Source organism: Variovorax paradoxus (assembly GCF_000834655.1).
Lineage (GTDB): Bacteria > Pseudomonadota > Gammaproteobacteria > Burkholderiales > Burkholderiaceae_C > Variovorax > Variovorax paradoxus_F.
On sequence record NZ_JXQQ01000051.1, the window covers coordinates 1 to 18,085 of the forward strand.

Annotated in this window: 15 protein-coding genes; 1 reads left to right on the plus strand and 14 read right to left on the minus strand. The window is 66.7% G+C overall.

Annotated features, from left to right (window positions below; translation table 11 throughout):
- Positions 1–561 precede the first annotated feature (561 nt).
- From RT97_RS21290 to RT97_RS21335, 10 genes are all read right to left on the minus strand, one after another.
- On the minus strand, positions 562–2,220 hold the full coding sequence (locus RT97_RS21290) for a Na/Pi cotransporter family protein (protein ID WP_042580822.1): 1,659 nt from the start codon (positions 2,218–2,220) through the stop codon (positions 562–564).
- Between the two features lie 64 nt (positions 2,221–2,284).
- Positions 2,285–3,142, minus strand: a complete 858-nt coding sequence (locus RT97_RS21295; RefSeq protein ID WP_042580823.1) for a phosphodiesterase — start codon at positions 3,140–3,142, stop codon at positions 2,285–2,287.
- Positions 3,139–4,200 (minus strand): ABC transporter ATP-binding protein, encoded by a 1,062-nt coding sequence (locus RT97_RS21300; protein ID WP_042580824.1) that lies wholly within the window; start codon positions 4,198–4,200, stop codon positions 3,139–3,141. The genes RT97_RS21295 and RT97_RS21300 overlap by 4 nt, the downstream gene beginning before the upstream one ends.
- Entirely contained in the window at positions 4,190–4,990 is an 801-nt protein-coding gene (locus RT97_RS21305) for an ABC transporter permease (RefSeq protein ID WP_042580825.1), read from the minus strand. The genes RT97_RS21300 and RT97_RS21305 overlap by 11 nt, the downstream gene beginning before the upstream one ends.
- A gap of 13 nt (positions 4,991–5,003) precedes the next feature.
- Positions 5,004–5,825, minus strand: a complete 822-nt coding sequence (locus RT97_RS21310; RefSeq protein ID WP_042580826.1) for an ABC transporter permease — start codon at positions 5,823–5,825, stop codon at positions 5,004–5,006.
- A 12-nt stretch (positions 5,826–5,837) separates the two neighbouring features.
- Positions 5,838–6,851, minus strand: coding sequence for an ABC transporter substrate-binding protein (locus RT97_RS21315; RefSeq protein ID WP_042580827.1), 1,014 nt, complete (start codon positions 6,849–6,851; stop codon positions 5,838–5,840).
- Between the two features lie 38 nt (positions 6,852–6,889).
- A complete protein-coding gene (locus tag RT97_RS21320) occupies positions 6,890–7,900 on the minus strand; it encodes a LacI family DNA-binding transcriptional regulator (RefSeq protein ID WP_042580828.1) in 1,011 nt (336 codons plus the stop codon).
- 159 nt (positions 7,901–8,059) lie between these two features.
- Positions 8,060–8,578, minus strand: coding sequence for a signal peptidase II (gene lspA / locus RT97_RS21325; RefSeq protein ID WP_042580829.1), 519 nt, complete (start codon positions 8,576–8,578; stop codon positions 8,060–8,062).
- Positions 8,578–11,427 (minus strand): isoleucine--tRNA ligase, encoded by a 2,850-nt coding sequence (gene ileS, locus RT97_RS21330; RefSeq protein ID WP_042580830.1) that lies wholly within the window; start codon positions 11,425–11,427, stop codon positions 8,578–8,580. Before ileS ends, lspA begins: the two co-directional genes overlap by 1 nt.
- A gap of 123 nt (positions 11,428–11,550) precedes the next feature.
- Complete coding sequence (locus RT97_RS21335; protein WP_042580831.1) at positions 11,551–12,588, minus strand: bifunctional riboflavin kinase/FAD synthetase; 1,038 nt, start codon at positions 12,586–12,588, stop codon at positions 11,551–11,553.
- A 167-nt stretch (positions 12,589–12,755) separates the two neighbouring features.
- Between RT97_RS21335 and RT97_RS21340 the strand changes: the two genes are divergently transcribed.
- The gene (locus tag RT97_RS21340; protein WP_013539832.1) at positions 12,756–13,316 is read left to right on the plus strand and encodes an HNH endonuclease; all 561 of its coding nucleotides are present in this window, start codon (positions 12,756–12,758) and stop codon (positions 13,314–13,316) included.
- Positions 13,317–13,325: 9 nt separating this feature from the next.
- On the opposite strand, the gene RT97_RS21345 is transcribed toward RT97_RS21340, so the two are convergent.
- From RT97_RS21345 to RT97_RS21360, 4 genes are all read right to left on the minus strand, one after another.
- The gene (locus RT97_RS21345; RefSeq protein WP_042580832.1) at positions 13,326–14,114 is read right to left on the minus strand and encodes an enoyl-CoA hydratase; all 789 of its coding nucleotides are present in this window, start codon (positions 14,112–14,114) and stop codon (positions 13,326–13,328) included.
- Between the two features lie 11 nt (positions 14,115–14,125).
- Positions 14,126–15,478, minus strand: coding sequence for an alpha/beta fold hydrolase (locus RT97_RS21350; protein ID WP_042580833.1), 1,353 nt, complete (start codon positions 15,476–15,478; stop codon positions 14,126–14,128).
- A gap of 82 nt (positions 15,479–15,560) precedes the next feature.
- Positions 15,561–16,676 carry an acyl-CoA dehydrogenase family protein gene (locus RT97_RS21355; RefSeq protein ID WP_042580834.1) on the minus strand — a complete coding sequence of 372 codons (1,116 nt, stop codon included), beginning with the start codon at positions 16,674–16,676 and terminating at the stop codon, positions 15,561–15,563.
- 38 nt (positions 16,677–16,714) lie between these two features.
- Entirely contained in the window at positions 16,715–17,896 is a 1,182-nt protein-coding gene (locus RT97_RS21360; protein WP_042580835.1) for an acyl-CoA dehydrogenase family protein, read from the minus strand.
- Between the last annotated feature and the right edge of the window lie 189 nt (positions 17,897–18,085).

The following is an 18,085-nucleotide window of genomic DNA, read 5'->3' on the forward strand; positions in this document are numbered from 1 at the left end:
TGCGGTGCTCGCGTTTCGCGGGGTCTCGCAGAACTCGCTTCGCTCAGACAGCTGCGAGCCCTTGTCCGCGAAACGCTGCGCTCCTCGGCGCAGCCAGAGGGGATTGGGCACCGGGCGGGCCATCGCTTTGCTCGGCTTGAGCTCGGGCCTTTGCTTCGCTCGGCCACTGTGCCCCCACCCCAACCCTCCCCCGGAAGGGGAGGGAGCCAATCCAGGCCGAGTGAAACAAAGGCCCATCGTCGTAGAGAGAGCCAAATCCAAGCCGAGCGAAGCAAAGGCCCGCAATGTCTTAAAAGCCGAGCGCAGCGATGGCGCGTCCGAAAGCCCTTCTGTATGCGCCGAGGAGCGCAGCGTTTCGCGGATCAGGGCTCGCCCTTGTTTGAGCGAAGCGAGTTTGGGCGAGACCCCGCGAAACGCGAGCACCGCAGGTTGCCCGTAGCGAAGCGAAGGGACGCAGACAGCAGGGTCGCCTTTTCTTTGCTTACGTTCTTTTGGCGAAGCAAAAGAAAGTAAGTCGGCCGCCGGGCCGAGACCCGGCCTCGGAACTCAAAAAAAACAAACCTAACCCTCAATCTTCCCAAGCCGCGACTCCCGCAACCGACTAGGCGCCAACGCCCCCGCCGACTCCAGAATCGGATAAGCAATAGAACAAATATGCGAATTGATCCGCTTCAAATCGCTGATCAAATCGATATGCAGCGAACTCGTCTCGATGCTGAGCGTCGTCCGATCCGACAACCGATCCAGGTGAGTCGTCGCATAAGCCCTCTCCAGATCCCGAAACCGAGCCTTCTCCTCGAGCAGCTTCTGCGCATCCCGAACATTCCCGTTCAGGAACACGCTCATGCTCAACCGCAGGTTGGCCACCAGCCGCCCATGCAGCTCGACGATCTCCGCCATCCCGGCCTGCGAGAAGTTGCGCTGCGGCTTGATCTTCTTGTCCTCGATATCGATGATCACGCGCTCGATGATGTCGCCGATCTGCTCCATGTTGATCGTGAAGCTGATGATGTCCGTCCAGCGCCGGCTTTCCTCTTCGCCCAGCGCCTCGCGCGAGATCCGCGTCATGTAGTACTTGATGGCCGAGTACAGCTCGTCCACCGTGTCGTCCAGCTGCCGCAGCTCCTGCGAGAGCCGCGTGTCGTTGTTGCGGATCACGTCCAGCACGCCGATCAGCATGGTCTCCACGATGTCGGCCTGGTGCAGCGCCTCGCGCGCGGCGTTCGAGATCGCGAGGGAGGGCGTCGAGAGCGCCGACGGGTCCAGGTGGTGCGGGCGGCTGGTGCTGGAGGCCTGCGGCGTCGGCAGCATGCGCGTCACGAGCTTGGCCACCCATTGCGTGAGGCCGATGAAGCCGACGCTGATGATGATGTTGAAGGCCAGGTGGAACAGCACCACGCCGTGCGTCTGGTTGGGCAGCTCGGGCTGCACGTAGCGGATCCACAGGCCAACGAAAGGCGCAACGAGCGCCACGCCCAGCGCCTTGAAGAAGAGGTTGCCCACCGTCACCTGCCGCACCGACACCACCGACTTCGCGGTGGTCAGCACGGCGAGCAGGCCGCTGCCGAGGTTGGCGCCGAGCACGAGGCCGAGCGCCACGTCCAGCGGCACCACGTTCGACGTGGCCATGGCCGCGACCAGCAGCACCACCGCCAGGCTCGAATAGGCCACGATGGCGAGCACCGCGCCGATGGTGATCTCCAGCAGCACGTCGCTGTTGATCGAGGCCAGCACCGCACGCATCGCGGGGGCCGAGAAGAGCGGCTCGGTCGCTTCCACCACCAGCTGCAGCGCCAGCAGCATCAGCCCCAGTCCGATCAGCACCCGGCCCACGCGGCCCGCCACGGTGGCCGAGCGCGTGATGAACAGCACCACACCCACGAAGATGAACATCGGCGAGAGCCATGAGAGGTCTGCCGAGAACAGCACCGAGATGAGCGCCGTGCCCACGTCGGCCCCGCGCATCACCGCCAGCGCCGCCGGCAACGTGACCAGGCCCTGCCCGACGAAGGACGAGGTCATGAGCGACGTGGCGGTGCTCGACTGCACCAGCGCCGTCACGCCGATGCCCGAGAGGGCGGCCGTGAACCGGTTGCGCATGCTCTGCACGAGGATCTTGCGCAGGTTGGCGCCGAACACGCGCAGCACGCCGGTGCGAACCAGATGGGTGCCCCACACCAGCAGTGCGACTGCCGCGAGCAGATTCAGGAGATGCTTCATGGGTGTCGGGTTCTGTCCTTTTCGTTTTGGTTCGTTTTGACCCCCATTTTCCACAAGTGGCGATTCAGTCGATCAGGGCCCCGTTGTCGTGGAAGGGGAAAGGGCCTTCGAAGCGGCCGGAAGCCGCCAGATGCGTGACGAGGCGGCCGCTGCGCGCGGACCATGCGTGCACGCGAAAACCGGGTGGTTCCAGCGTCCACGCCGAGGCCGCACCGGGCGCGAGATCGAGGCAGACCTGGTGCGCTGGGGCCGGCGAGGTCGAGGCGATGGTGCCGCCGAAGCGCACGTCGATGGCGCGGTGCAGGTGGCCGCAGATCACGCGCTCGACGTTGGGGTGACGGGCGACCAGCGCCTCGAGCGCGTCGGCGCCCTGCAGCAGGCCGATTTCGTCCATGTGGCCGATCAACGTCGTGAAGGGCGGATGGTGCATGGCGACCACGACGGGCTCGCCGCGGCATGCGTCGAGCTGGGCTTCGAGCCAGCCCAGGCGCTTGTCGCACAGGGTGCCGTGGCTTGCGCCGGGCACGCAGGTGTCCAGCGTAAGCACCCGCAACGCGCCGATGCGCACCGAGTACTGGATGAAGCCGGCCGTGTCGTCGCCGGTGCCGAGGTATGCATGGCCGGGAAAGCTCCGGCGCAACTGGTCGCGGTCGTCGTGGTTGCCAGGCATCAGGTAGACCGGCATGGTGAGCGGGGCCAGCAGGCGAGCGAGGTGCTCGTACTCGGCGGCTCGGCCGAAGTCGGTCAGGTCGCCGGTGATCACCACCGCATCCGGCTGCTGCGGCAGCGCGAGCACCGACTGCACCGCCTGCTGGAGGTAGGGCGCAGTGTCGATGCGGCCGTAGGCCAGCCGGCCCGGTTCGCGGATGTGAAGGTCGGTCAGCTGGACCAGGAAGGTGTCTTGGGTTGTCGTTGTCGTCATGCACTGGGCTCCTGCGACGTCATCAGGCGATCGGGGTGGACGCGAAGTCCCACCGGATCGCCCGGACCGAAGGGGTTGTCGCGCGCCACGTCGGCCATCAGCAAGGGCTGGTCGTGCACACGCAACTGGAGTTGCACGCGGTCGCCGAGGAAGGTGCGGCGCTCGACGGTGGCGGTGCCCCAATCGGGCCGGGGCGCGCTCACTTCGACGTCTTCAGGTCGCACCAGGAGCATCGCATGGCCCTGCCACGCGGGTGGGCAAGGCAGCGTGCTTCCGCCGAGTCGGACAACGCCTTGCGCAATGGCCTCCGGGCCGCGCTCCAGACGGTTGACCCGGCCGAGGAACTCCGCGACAAAGGGATGCGAGGGCGCGCGGTACAGGTCTTCTCCGCGGCCCACCTGCACGATGCGGCCGGCGCGCATCACTGCCAGGCGGTCGGCGATGGCGAGCGCCTCCTGCTGATCGTGCGTGACGTGGATGGCGGTGATGTGCAGCCGGCGGAGCAGTTCGGCAAGCTCGTCGCGCAGCGACTCCTTGAGCTTGGCGTCGAGCGCGGCCAGCGGCTCGTCCAGAAGCAGCACGCGCGGGCGCACGGCCACGGCACGCGCGAGCGCCACCCGCTGGCGCTGGCCGCCGGAGAGTTCGGCGGGGCGCTTGTTCTCCAGGCCATTGAGGCGCACGAGATCGACCAGCTCGCCCACGGCACGCCTTTCTTCATCGGGCGCCACGCCGCGGATGCGCAGGCCGTAGCCGATGTTGGCGGCCACCGTCATCTGCGGAAAGAGCGCATAGCTCTGGAACACCATGCCCACGCCGCGGTGCTCCACCGGACGCCCGGTCACGTCCTGGTCGCCGAAGACGATGCGGCTGCCCGCATCGGGCGCCTCCAGTCCCGCGATCAGCCGCAGCAGCGTGGTCTTGCCGCACCCCGAGGGGCCGAGCAGCGCGAGCACCTCGCCGGCCTCCACGTGCAGGTCGGTCGGCTGCAGGCCGCGCGTGCCGTCCGCGTAGGTCTTCGCGCAGTTCGCGATGTCGATGGGGATGCGTTCAAGTTCCATGGCGTTTCTGCATCAGGTTGGCGAGGTATTGAAGACCCCACAGCACGGGAAGGATCACCGCGAAGAAGACCAGCGTGTAGGCCGATCCGACCTCGATGCGCATCGAGGCATAGCTGTCGGCCAGCCCCACGGGCAGCGTGCGGGTGAGCGGCGTGTGCAGCATCCAGGTGAGGTTGAATTCGCCCACCGAGAGCGTGAACACCATCAGGCTGCCGGCCACGATGGCCGGGAACACCGCGGGCACGAGGATGCCCATGAAGCGCTGGCGGAAGTTCGCGCCCAGCGAGCGCGCCGCCTCTTCGAGCGCGAGCAGGTCGTCGCGCTGGAAGGCCGAGCTCACGGTGCGCACCATGAAGGGCAGCGTGAAGACGATGTGGCCCACGAGGATGAAGGCGAAGCTCTGGCGGAAGGCGGTGAGCTGGCCGTAGGCGAGGATCAACGCGAGTGCCGTCGCAAGGCCCGGCACGGCGACGGGCAGCGTCAACAGCTCCTCGAAGATGCGCGCGGCCCGCGAACGGCTGCGCGCCAGCGCATAGGCGCAGGGCACGCCGAGCAGCACGGTGCACATCACGCAGGCGATGGCCAGCCCGATCGACCAGCCCACGGTGCCGCCGTAGTTCTCCCACACCTCGCCGAGCCAGCGCAGCGTGAGCCCGCTTTTCAGGCCCGCGCTGTAGTTGTTGACCAGACCCGCCATCACCGACAGCAGCATCGGCGCGATCATGAAGAGGCTCACGATCACCGTGATCGCGAGCAGGAAAGGCGCCCTGGGTTGCGTGTTCTTGCGCATGCGTGCTCCTCTTTCAGCGAGCGACGGGGTTGGCCCCGAAGCGCCGCGCGACGAACAGCACCAGCCAGGTCACCAGGCCCAGCGCGATCGACAGCGACGCGGCGAGCGCGAAGTTGGCGTAGTTGGTGAACTCGTTGTAGATGGTGATCGGGATCACCTCGAACTTGCTGGCCAGCGTGAAGGCCGTGCCGAAGGCGCCCATCGAAGTGGCGAACAGGATGGCGCCGCAGGCCAGCGTGGTGGGCGCGAGCTCGGGCATCCACACGTCGCGCGCCACGCGAAGGCGCGACGCACCGAGCGAGCGCGCGGCTTCTTCGAGCTGCACGTTCATCGCCTCGGCCGCGGCGGTGTAGGTGGCAATGGCGCGCGGCAGCGAGAAATACAGGTACGCGAGGAAGAGGCCGAGCAGGCCGTACGCGAAGGTGATGCGCTCGCCGATCAGGCTGTCGCTCACGTCGGCCACCAGCCCCTGGCGTCCGCCCAGGAGGATCACGAAGAAGCCGATGATCACGCCCGGAAACGACAGCGGCAGCGTGAGCAGCGACAGCAGCACGCGCTTGCCGATGAAGTCATGGCGCGCGAGGTAGATGCCCACCGCCGCGCCCAGCACCAGCGTTGCCAGCGTCACCGCCACCGACAGCACGACGGTGTTGACCATGCTCTGCAGGTAGCGCGAGTCGGTCAGCACCGCGAAGTAGGTGGCCCAGCCCTTTTCTGCCGGCAGCGCGAGCAGGCGCACCACCGGCAGCAGCCAGAACGCCGCAAAGAAAGCGGCTGCGGGGGCGACGCAGGCGAGCAGCCGCCAGCGTGGGTTCCAGGCGTTGGCGGGCTTCATCTCGAGACGGCTTCAGCGAACCTCTTTGAGGTAGCGGTCGGAAAACGCGCGCTGGGCCTCGGCCATGCGGGCGTAGTCCACGCTCCTGGCACGTGCGTATTCGCTCGCGGGCAGGAACTGCGCCTCGATCTCCTTGGGCATCGCGTTCGCGCGCACCGGGCGCAGGTACGCCTTGGCCCAGATCGCCTGGCCTTCGTCGGAAAGCGTGAAATCGAGCACCTTCTTCGCGTCGGCCGCATGCGGCGCCTTGGCGACCAGGCTCATCACGTAGGGCACGACCAGCGTGCCTTCGCTCGGGATGACGAAGGCGACGTTGGCCTTGTCCTTGTACTTCGCGCGGTAGGCGTTGAAGTCGTAGTCCAGCAGGATCGCGATTTCGCCCGAGAGCACGCGCGCGTACGACGTCTGCTTGGGCACGATGGGCTCGTTCTTCTGGAGCGCCTTGAAGTAGTCGATGCCCGGCGTGAAGTTCTCCAGCGTGCCTCCGCGCGCCTGGTTGACCGCGACCGCGCCCACGTAGCCGACGAAGGCCGAGGCGGGGTCGAGGTAGCCGATGAGGCCCTTGTATTCGGGCTTGAGCAGGTCGACCCACGACTTGGGAATCGGCTTGCCCTTGAGCGCGTCGACGTTGACCATGAAGCCGAGCGTGCCCGAATGGATGGTGAACCAGTTGCCGGCCGGGTCCTTCAGGCCATCGGGAATGTCTTTCCAAGCGGCGGGCTTGTAGGGCTCGACCAGGCCGTCCTTGGCGGCCTGCACCGCGAAGGTCACGCCCAAGTAGGTGACGTCGGCGACGGGGCTGGCCTTCTCGGCCGCCATCTGCGCGAGCGACTGGCCCGAGTTCTTGTTGTCGGGCGGCACGGTCACGCCGGTCTTGGCCTTGATGGCCTTGAGCTGCGTGCCCCAGTCGGCCCATTCGGTCGGGCAGTTGTAGCAAATGGCGGTCTGGGCCATGACGCTGCCGGCGGCAACGAAGGTGGCGGCGATCAGCCCGAGGCGGGCGATGCGAGAAAGGCGGAGGGACATGAAGAAGCTCCTGGATGGATGTGGGTGGTGACGGGGGATCAATGGGTGGCGACGTCGCACGCGGATGCGCACGACTCGCCGTCGCGGAAGGTGTGCGGCAAGAGCAGGCTCGCGTCCGCCTGCAGCGTGGTGCCGCCGGCCATCGCCTGGACCAGCAGCTCGACGCTGTGGCGGCCGATGTCGCTGTTGGGCTGCGCGATGGTGGTGAGGGCCGGCGTCAGGTCTTCGCCGAGCGCGATGCCGTCGAAGCCGATCACGCTGAGGTCGTCGGGCACCGAGAGCCCGCCCAGGTGCGCGGCGCGGATGCTGCGAATGGCGAGCAGGTCGTTCGAGCAGACGAGCGCGGTGGGGCGGTTGCCGGCCTGCAGCACGTGGGCGAGCGCATCGACGGCGCTCTCGACGAAGGGCACTTCGATCAGCGAAGGGGCCTTGAGCCCCGCATCCGCCATGCCCTTCTGGTAGCCGCGATAGCGCTGCTGCGCGCGGTCGGATGCGGCCAGCGTGCCGCTGACCATCGCGATGCGGCGATGGCCGAGCAGCACGAGGCGCGCCACCGCGTCGGCCACTGCGGCTTCGCTGTCGACGGTGACGCAGGGGTGGTCCGCGTGCCGGTTGTAGGCGAGTACGTAGGGCGTGCCGGCGCTGCGCAGCCGCGCGAGCGCCTTCGAGGTGGACGGGTTGGAGACCACGAGGATCAGCCCATCGACGTTGCCGGCGAGCAGCAGCTGGACCGCGCGCTCTTCCTCGTCGAGCCGGTAGCCCGTGGTGACGGGGAGGATCGCGTAGCCCCCGGCGATGGCCGCGCGAGCGATGCCCTGCAGGCACTCGGCGAAGGTCGGGTTCAGCAGCGTGGGCAGCACGACGCCCAACGTGCGGCTGCGCTGGGTGCGCAAGGTGCGCGCGCTCGCATTGGGCACGTAGTTCAGTTCGCGCGCCACGCGCTCCACCAGCTCACGCGTCGCGGGCGTGACCTTGTCGGGGAAATTGAAGGCCCGCGACACGGTGGCCACGGAGACCTTGGCTCTGGCGGCTACGGCTTGGATGCTCATCGTGCGGTATTCATGTAATCGATTACATTGAACCGCGGCAGTATGACTTCGTCATGACACCGAATGAAGCGGGGAGAAACCCTTGCCGAGTCAACGCGGGCAGGCGCGTGCAATCCGGCCCCAAAGAAAAAGGGCCCGAAGGCCCTTTGACTGACTGCTTTACTTGCCTCGGCGAACCCGCCGGATCTCATCCACGATCAGGCAGATGGCCCCGAGCGTGATCGCGCTGTCCGCCGCGTTGAACGCCGGGAAATACCAGTTGCCCGCGTGAAAGCTCAGGAAGTCGACGACGTAGCCGTGCATCATCCGGTCGACCACGTTGCCGATGGCGCCGCCCAGGATGCAGGCCATCGCGAACGAAAAGAGCTTCTGCCCCGCGTGCGACCTGAGCATCCAGACGATGAAGATCGCGGCCGCCACGCCGATCGCCGTGAAGAACCAGCGCTGCCACCCGGAGTGGTCGGCCAGGAACGAAAACGCAGCGCCCGTGTTGTGCGCCCGCACGACGTTGAAGAAGCTCGTCACGTAGGTTGCGTCGCCCAGCTTGTAGTAGCCCAGGATCAGCGTCTTGGTGAACTGGTCGATGATCACGATGATCAACGCCAGCCCGAGCCACGGCCAGATGCCCAGGCTCCCACCGCGCGAGCGCGATGCCGATGCGGAACGTGTCGTGGCCATCAGGCAAAGCTCCGCGATTCGCCGGCGCCGAACAGGTTGCTGGTGCAACGGCCGCAGATCGTCGGGTGCGCCGGGTCGTGGCCCACGTCCTCGCGGTAGTGCCAGCAGCGCTCGCACTTCTGCGCGGTGCTCGGCGACACGGTGGTCGCGAGCGTTTCGCCCGCCGCCAGCGCGATGGCCGAGGTGATGAAGACGAACTTCAGGTCGTCGCCCAGCGTGCCGAGCAGCGCGAAGTCGTCGGCCGGTGCGCTCAGTTGCAGGTCGGCCTGCAGCGACGAGCCGACCTTGCCTTCGGCGCGCACGGCTTCGATGTCCTTGTTCACCACGTCGCGGATCTGGCGGATGCGGCCCCACTTGGCGAGCAATGCTTCGTCGGGCGCGTCGAACTTGCAGTACGTCTCCGCGAAGATCGATTCGCCCGGCTTGCCGGTGCTCACGAACTTCCACGCTTCCTCGGCCGTGAAGCTCAGGAACGGCGCCATCCAGCGCAGCATGGCTTGCGAGATGTGCCAGAGGGCCGTCTGTGCGCTGCGGCGGGCGAGCGAGCCCGGCGCGCTCGTGTAGAGGCGGTCCTTCAGGATGTCCAGGTAGAAGCCGCCCAGGTCTTCCGAGCAGTAGATCTGCAGCTTGGACACCACCGGGTGGAATTCGTACACCTTGTAGTGCGCAAGGATCTCGGCCTGGAACTGCGAGGCGCGCGCAAGCGCGTAGCGGTCGATCTCGAACAGCTGGTCGAGCGGCACCGCATCCTTGGCGATGTCGAAGTCGCTGGTGTTTGCGAGCAGGAAGCGCAGCGTGTTGCGGATGCGGCGGTACGAGTCGACCACGCGCGCGAGGATCTTGTCGTCGCCCGCGATGTCGCCCGAATAATCGCTCGCAGCCACCCAGAGGCGGATGATTTCCGCGCCCAGCTTGCTGCTGATTTCCTGCGGGTCGATGCCGTTCTTGAGCGACTTGCTCATCTTGATGCCCTTGGCATCCACCGTGAAGCCGTGCGTGAGCAGGCCCCGGTACGGCGCGCGGTCTTCCAGCGCACAGGCGATCAGAAGCGACGAGTGGAACCATCCACGATGCTGGTCGTGGCCTTCGAGATACAGGTCGGCTTCAGGGCCCGTCTCGTGGTGAACGGTCGGGTGGGTGCCGCGCAGCACGTGATAGAAGGTCGAGCCCGAGTCGAACCACACCTCCAGGATGTCGGTGCTCTTGGTGTAGCTGGGCGCATCTTCGGCGCCCAGGATTTCCTCGGTCGTCACGCGGCTCCAGGCCTCGATGCCACCCTTCTCGACGATGTCGGCGGCCTGGTCGAGGATTTCCATCGTGCGCGGATGCAGTTCGCCCGAATCCTTGTGCAGGAAGAACGGGATCGGCACGCCCCAGCTGCGCTGGCGGCTGATGCACCAGTCGGGCCGGCCGGCGATCATGTCGTGCAGGCGGGCCTTGCCGTTCTCCGGATAGAAGCTGGTCTGCTCGATGGCGTCGAGCGCGGTCTGGCGCAGCGTCTTGGGCGCCTTGTCCTTGGTGAACACGCCTTCGCCCTCGTCCATGCGCACGAACCACTGGGCTGCCGCGCGATAGATCACCGGCGTCTTGTGGCGCCAGCAATGCGGGTAGCTGTGGGTGATGGTCTCGGTCGTCAGCAGGCGGTTGGCATCGCGCAGCGCGGCGATGATCACCGGCACGGCCTTCCAGATGTTCTGGCCGCCGAAGAGCGGGAAGTCGGGCGCGTAGCTGCCGTTGCCCTGCACGGGGTTCAGGATGTCGTCGTACGCGACGCCATGGGCGATGCAGGAGTTGAAGTCGTCCACACCGTAGGCGGGCGATGAGTGCACGAGGCCGGTGCCGTCGGTGGCGGTGGCGTAGTCGGCCAGGTACACGGGCGACAGGCGCTTGTAGCCGGCATCCACGTCGTACAGCGGGTGCTCGAATTCGAGCCCGCCCAGCGCCTCGCCCTTCACCGTGGCGAGCACCTTGCCGTCGAGCGCGTAGCGCGTCATGCACATCTCGACCAGCGAGTTGGCCAGGATCAGGAGGCCCCGCTCGGTGTCGACCAGCGCGTATTCGATCTCGGGGTTGAGGTTGATCGCCTGGTTGGCCGGGATCGTCCACGCGGTGGTGGTCCAGATCACCGCGAAGATGTCGCCCAGGATCGTGTGGTCGGTGCCGAAGGCCTTGAGCACCTTCTCGCGGTCGTGCGCCTTGAAGGCCACGTCGATGGTCTGGCTCTTCTTGTCGGCGTATTCGATTTCGAATTCGGCGAGCGAGGAGCCGCAGTCGAAGCACCAGTACACGGGCTTGAGGCCCCGGTACACGAAGCCGCGCTCGATCACGCGCTTGAAAGCGCGCAGCTCCCCGGCTTCGTTGGCGAAATCCATCGTCTTGTAGGGGTGGTCCCATTCGCCCAGCACGCCCAGGCGCTGGAAGTCGAGCATCTGCTGCGCGATCTGCTCGGTGGCATAGGCGCGGCTCTTGGCCTGCATTTCGTCGCGGCTCAAGTTCCGGCCGAACTGCTTTTCGATGGCGTTCTCGATCGGCAGGCCGTGGCAGTCCCACCCGGGCACGTACAGCGCGTCGAAGCCTTCGAGCTGGCGCGCCTTGGTGATCATGTCCTTCAGGATCTTGTTCACCGCGTGGCCCATGTGGATCTGGCCGTTGGCGTACGGGGGGCCGTCGTGCAGGATGAACTTGGGCGCGCCGTGGCGGGCGTCGCGCAGGCGGTGGTAGCGGCCTTCGTCGTTCCATTCCTTCACCCAGCCCGGTTCGCGCTTGGGCAGGTCGCCGCGCATCGGGAAGGGGGTGTCGGGCAGGTTCAGCGTGGAACGGTAATCGGTGGGGGAAGCGGCGTCAGACATGTTGGGAGTGCGAAACAGAGGGGCTTCGACAGGCTCAGCCCGAACTGCATTGAGCGGTCGGTGCGGAAGATATAGCCGTTCGCCCTGAGCTTGTCGAAGGGCGGCAGCACGGGGCGTGCAGGGCTAAATTCGGTCGCGCGTGGTCTGGCGGTGGGTTTCGGCGTGGGTCGATGCGAAGAACGCACGTGCGTTGCGCCCATCCTTGGCGATGCCCGCAGTGAGGGCCTCGAGGCTGGTGTAGCGCAATTCGTCGTGCAGTTTGTGCAGGAGTTCCACGCGCACGATTTTACCGTAGGCCCCTTCGGACCCCAGATGCGAGGGCCACTCCAGGCAGTGCGTCTCCAGCAGAACCCGGCCGGCGTTGACGTCGTTGGCGTCCAGCGAAGGGCGCACGCCCAGGTTGGCCACGCCCGGCAGCGGCTTGTCCGCGAGGCCGTGCACCAGCACCGCGAAAATGCCGCTGGCGGCCGGCTTCCAGTGCTTGAAGCGCAGGTTGAGGGTGCGAAATCCGTCGTCCTGGCCCGGTGCCGAGGCGCCCAGCGCACGGCCGAGCTTGCGGCCGTGGACCACGTGGCCCGAAATTGCGTAGGGGCGGCCGAGCAGCGTCTGGGCATCGGCCATTCGGCCCTCGGCCAGAGCCTCGCGCACCGCGGAGCTGGACACCCGCAGGCCGTGGACTTCGTAGCTGTTCATCCGCGCCACGTCGAAGCCCCGCGCATCGCCAGCCGCGTCGAGCATGGCGTAGTCGCCGGCCCGCTTGGCGCCGAATCGGAAATCGTCGCCCACCAGCACATAGCGCGCGCCCAGGCCGTCGACCAGCACGTCCTGGATGAATTCCTCGGGCGATCGGGAGGCCAGCCGGCCGTCGAAGGGCAGCACGATGGTCTGCGCGACACCGCACGCGGCGAGCTCGCTCAACTTGTCGCGCAGGGTGCCGATGCGGGCGGGCGCGAGGTCGGGTTTCTTGGTGAGCGCCGCGAAATAGTCGCGCGGGTGCGGCTCGAAGGTCAGCACGCAACTGGGCAGCCCGCGCTGGCGAGCCTCGGTCTGCAACAGCGCGAGCATGGCCTGGTGGCCACGGTGCACGCCGTCGAAATTGCCAATGGTGAGGGCGCAGGCGGGGGCTACGCCCGGGTGCCGGAAGCCGCGAAAAACCTGCATCGGTGAGTATCTTTTTGATAGCGCCTTGCGCCCGTCGAATGGGCGAACCAGGCCGTTTTGTCACAAAGCCGGTATATTGTGACGCAGTGCGTTGCCTGGCGTGGGTCTCCGATGCGCTCCGTGTCCCTGGTCTTTCCGTGTTCTCTCACTTTCTTGAGGAGGCGTGTGTGAAGGTCTTGAAGCTGTCGGCCCAAGGGCTGCCCCAGTCATGGATATCGCTCGAGCAGGCGGTGATCCACTACGCGGCGGACGAAGTTCGCTGGGAAGTGGGCGCGCAGGTGGCGGTGTTTCGCGGGGGGCACAACGCCGTCACGGGCGAGCAGTCGCAGATTGCGATCAACAGCATCATCGGCACCAAGGGCGTGCCGCGCATCAATCCCTTCACCCAGCGTCCGGGGCTCACCAACAGCAAGCTGTTCTCTCGGGACCGCAATGTCTGCGCCTACTGCGGCGGGCATTTCCACGAAGACGAGCTCACGCGCGAGCACATCATCCCCTTCGCCCAGAAAGGCATCGACACCTGGATGAACGTGGTCACGGCGTGCAAGCCGTGCAACCACCGCAAGAGCAGCCGCACGCCCGAGCAGGCGAACATGCCGCTCCTGTATGCGCCCTACGTGCCCAGCCTCTGGGAAGATTTCATTCTGCGCAACCGCCGCATCCTTGCGGACCAGATGGAATTCCTGATGGCGCACCTGCCGCAAAGCTCGCGGCTGCACGACACCTGACCAGCTCCGTCAGCGCTTCCAGTCCGGCGGGCGCTTTTCGATGAACGCCTGAACGCCTTCGAGCGCGCTCTCGTCCATCATGTTGCAGGCCATCGTTTGGCTTGCGTCGGCCAGCGCGGTTTCGATGCCGGTTTCGAGCTGGCGGTAGAAAAGGGCCTTGCCCAGCGCGAGCGCCTTGCGGGGCTTGGCAACGATGCTGGCGACCAGCGCTTCGACGGCGTCGTCGAGTTCGGCCGGCGCCGCCACCCGGTTCACCAGTCCCTTCTCCCGCGCTTCCTCTGCGCTGATGAATTCACCCGTCACCAGCATCTCGAACGCTTCCTTGCGGCCGAGGTTGCGCGACAGCGTGACGCTCGGCGTGGCGCAGAAAAGCCCCACGTTCACGCCGCTGACCGCGAAGCGCGCATCGCTCGATGCCACGGCCAGGTCGCACACCGCGACCAACTGGCACCCGGCCGCGGTCGCAATGCCGTGCACCCGCGCGATCACCGGCACGGGCAGCCGCTGGATCGACAGCATCATCGCGCCGCAGCGCTCGAAGAGCCGCTGGTAGTAGCCGATCGAGGGCTCGGCGCGCATTTCCTTCAGGTCGTGCCCTGCGCAGAAGGCCTTGCCCTCGGCCGCGATGACGACTGCGCGCACGGTCTCGTCGGTCGCGATGTTGCCCAGCGCCGCTTCCAACGCGCCGAGCATGCCCTCGGACAAGGCGTTGAAGGAGGCCGGGCGGTTCAGCGTCAGCGTGACCACGCCGCGCGCATCGTGTGCCGTCAGCACGAAAGGGGAGGCCGTGTCGTTCATGTCTCCGATCCTCAATAGGTCAGTTCGAGCACGGTCACATGCTCCTTCACCGCCGGCCAGGTCAGGCCGGTGATGCGCTCGCCGTTGAATTCGCCAGTGACCGCGCGCTGTTGCTCGCTTGCGGCGATGCGCAACCTGGAACTCGACACGCCCGAACCCTTGGGCGGTACGCCGGCCGGGGGGCTTTGCCCGTCGAAGCGCATGGTGTCGCGCTCGGCATCGAAATAACCGCGCGGCCGCGTGAAGACCACGACCACGTTGGCGCTGCCATCGGCTGGCGTGAGGCGCTCGGGGCGCAGGTTCACGACGCTGCTGCTGCGCGGGAAGGGGCTGCGGTAGATATGCGTGGTGGCGTAGCCGGCTGCGCTCAGCACGAACTCGTACGCCGTGCCGCCGCGCGCGCTGAAGGGTCCCCAGCGGCCGTCGGCACCGATGTTCTTGGTGTGGACCGCATCGCCCTGCCGCACGCCCGTGGCCGGATCGACGGCGTAGACGCTCAACTGCCCGCCGTTCAGCGAGAGGTTCTCCGCCCCGATCGCACGGCCGCTGAGCACCACGTTGGTCTCGGCCGCCACCTCCGTGCTGCGTGGTGCCGTGCCGGTCAGGAACTGCCATGTCGCCGCAAACGCCGCGGGCGAGAACGAGGTCTCGCGGTGATCGGCGCGCGGCAGCACGACATTCGTCGCACCCTTGAGCGCCGGCCCGTCGAAACCGATGTTCGTCGGCCTGCCGGGGGCGCCGATCCACACCCCGTCGGGTTGCGCGTACTTGTCGTTGTTGTCCGAGCGCAGGGTGAGCCACTTCACACCGGGCGTGACCTCCTCGCCGTTCGCTCCCTTGGGCGCATTGAGTTGGGTCATGAACCCCGAGAGGCCCGAGAACTCGTTGTTCTCGCGAAAACCCTTCACCGCCCAGATGCCGTGGGCCGGATTGCCGCCCAGCACCACATGACTCACCACGGCCGCGCCGCCGCCGTTCTGCACGTAGTTGCGGATCGTGTTGCCCCCACGTGAATTGCCGATCAGCACCACCTTGCTCGCGCCCGTGGCCTTGAGCACCTTGTCGACCTCGGCTTTCAGGAAGACGGCCGAATCGGTGGTCGAGCTGCGGCCGGGCTGTGCGACCGCGTCATCGTCGCGAGCCACCGGGTTGGGCTGGTCGACCGCAAAGAGCCGATCGCGCGGCCAGCCGTTCGACTCGAAGCGCCAGATCGTGGTCTGCCACAGCGCCGCCGAATCGCCGTTGCCGTGCATGAAGACGATCGGCGGGCGCTCGCTGTAGGAGGGCGTGGGCGCGGTAGCGCAAGCGGTGAGCATGGCGGTCGATGCGAGCCCGAGGGCAAGGATGGTGCGGCGTGATTGCATGTTTCGTTCCTGGCTGGGGTCCAAGTGAAAACGCCCGCCGGCGCAAGGCGGGCGGGCGTTGGATGCTATGGGAAAACGGCCGTCAGGCAAAAACGCCGGCCGTGTCCTGCATGCGTGCGGAGACCTCGCCCAGGTGATGCAGCGTGTCGCCGAAGGTCATCTCCAGCTGCGTGAGCTTGCGGAAGTAGTGGCTGCCGATGTATTCGTCCGTCACCCCGATGCCGCCGTGCAACTGCACCGAGTTGGCGGCCACGTAGCGCATCGACGTGCCCAGCTGGTACTTGGCGCGCGCCAGCGCCTGGCGTCGTTCGTCGGCCGGGGCGTTGAGCTTGAGCGTCGCGTAGTAGCTCATCGAGCGCGCGAGTTCCAGCTGCATCTTCATGTCGGCGACACGATGACGCAGCGCCTGGAAAGTGGAGATGGTCACGCCGAACTGCTTGCGCTGGTTCATGTACTCGACGGTGAGGGCCACCGTCTTGTCCATCACGCCGACCGCTTCGGCGCAGGTGGCGGCGATGCCGACATCGACCGCGTATTCCAGCGCGGCCAGGCCATCGGCCGTGACCAGCGTGGCGTCGGCCTTGTCGAACACCACTTCGGCTGCGCGGCCCCCATCTTGCGTGCCGTAGCCGCGGGCCTCGACGCCGCTCGCGCTGCGCTCGACGAGGAAGAGGGCGATCTTGCCGTCCACCTTGGCCGGGACGAGGTACGCATCGGCTTCGTCGCCCACGGGCACCACGCTCTTGGCGCCGGTGAGCGACCAGCCGTCGCCGGCCTTGGCGGCGTGGGCGTCGCACACGTCGAGGCGGTAGCGGGCCTTGCGCTCCTGGTAGGCCAGCACCACGATGGCCTGGCCGCCGGCGATGCGCGGCAGCCAGTTGTCCTTGGTGGCTGCGTCGGCATAGCCGCCGAGCAGGGCGCCGGCGATGAGCGTCTGCGCGAAGGGCTCCAGCACGATGCCGCGGCCCAATTCTTCCATCACGACCATGCCGGCCACCGGGCCCATGCCCAGGCCGCCGTCGTCTTCTGCGATGTAGAGGCCGCCCAGGCCCAGCTCGGCCAGTTCGTCCCACGCCTCGCGCGAGAAGCCGCCCTTGGCCTCGATGCCGCGGCGGCGCTCGAAGTCATAGCCCTTGTCGACCCATTTGCGCACGGCGTCGCGCAGTTGTTCCTGGTCGTCGGTGAAGTTGAAGTCCATTTATGTATCTCCGTTCGTCCTGAGCTTGGTCGAAGGGCTCAGCCCAGAACCGTCTGCGCGACGATGTTGCGTTGCACTTCGTTCGAACCGCCGTAGATGGTGGTCTTGCGCATGTTGAAGAAGGTCGACGACAGCGGTGCGAGCGCCGGGTTGCCGCCGGGGAAGTTGCCCTGCCAGCCGGCTTCCATCGCCTCGCGGATGAGCGGCAGCGAATAGGGGCCGCCGGCCAGCATCATCAGTTCGCTGTAGCGCTGCTGGATTTCGCTGCCGCGGATCTTGAGCAGACCCGCGACGTCCAGCGAGTTCTTGCCCGAGGTGGCGGCCGAGAGCACGCGCAGCACCATCATCTCGAGCGCGACGATGTCGACTTCGAGCTTGGCGATCTCGTCTCGGAAGCGCTGGTCTTCGTAGACGCCTTCGGTCCTGGCGATGCGCTTCAGGCGCTCGAGCTCGCGCTTGGCGCGGTTCACGTCGGCGATGTTGGTGCGCTCGTGCGAGAGCAGGTGCTTGGCGTAGGTCCAGCCCTTGTTCTCTTCGCCGATCAGGTTCTCGGCGGGCACTTCGACGTTGTCGAAGAACACTTCGTTGACTTCATGGCCACCGTCCAGCAGCTTGATCGGACGCACGGTGACGCCGGGCGACTTCATGTCGAGCAGGAGGAAGCTGATGCCCGTTTGCGGCTTGCCTTCGTTGCTGGTGCGCACGAGGTTGAACATCCAGTCGCCGTATTGGCCGAGCGTGGTCCAGGTCTTCTGGCCGTTGACGATGTATTTGTCACCCTTGCGCTCGGCCTTGGTCTTGACGGAGGCGAGGTCGGAGCCCGAGCCCGGCTCGCTGTAGCCCTGGCTCCACCAGACTTCGCCGCTGGCGATGCCCGGGAGAAAGCGCTTTTGCTGCTCGGCATTGCCGAAAGCCATGATCACCGGGGCGACCATCACGGGGCCGAACGGCACGATGCGCGGGGCGCCGGCGAGGGCGGTTTCTTCCTCGAACAGGTGGCGCTGCACGGCGGTCCAGCCGGGGCCGCCGAATTCGGTGGGCCATCCGTAGCCCAGCCAGCCCTTCTTGCCGAGGATCTTGGCCCAGTTCTGCAGATCGTCGCGCGTGAGTTCGAGCGCGTTGTGCACCTTGTGCGAAATCTCTTTGGGGAGGTTTTCCTTGACCCATGCGCGAATCTCTTCGCGGAACTTCTGTTCTTCGGGCGTGAAGCTCAAATCCATGCGTGCCTCGCTGTGTTGATCGGTCACCGCAGACGCGGTGTGTCTCCGGAGCTGCGAGTTTTAGCACGGTCGTGCTGTGATCCGGTGTCCGCGCGGCGACAAGCATGGGCCGATCGGCTTTTCACTTCGCTTTGCGCCGCGTTGCGGGCCACCCGCGAGGGGGTGCGGCTCGCCGTGGGGGCGGCCCGG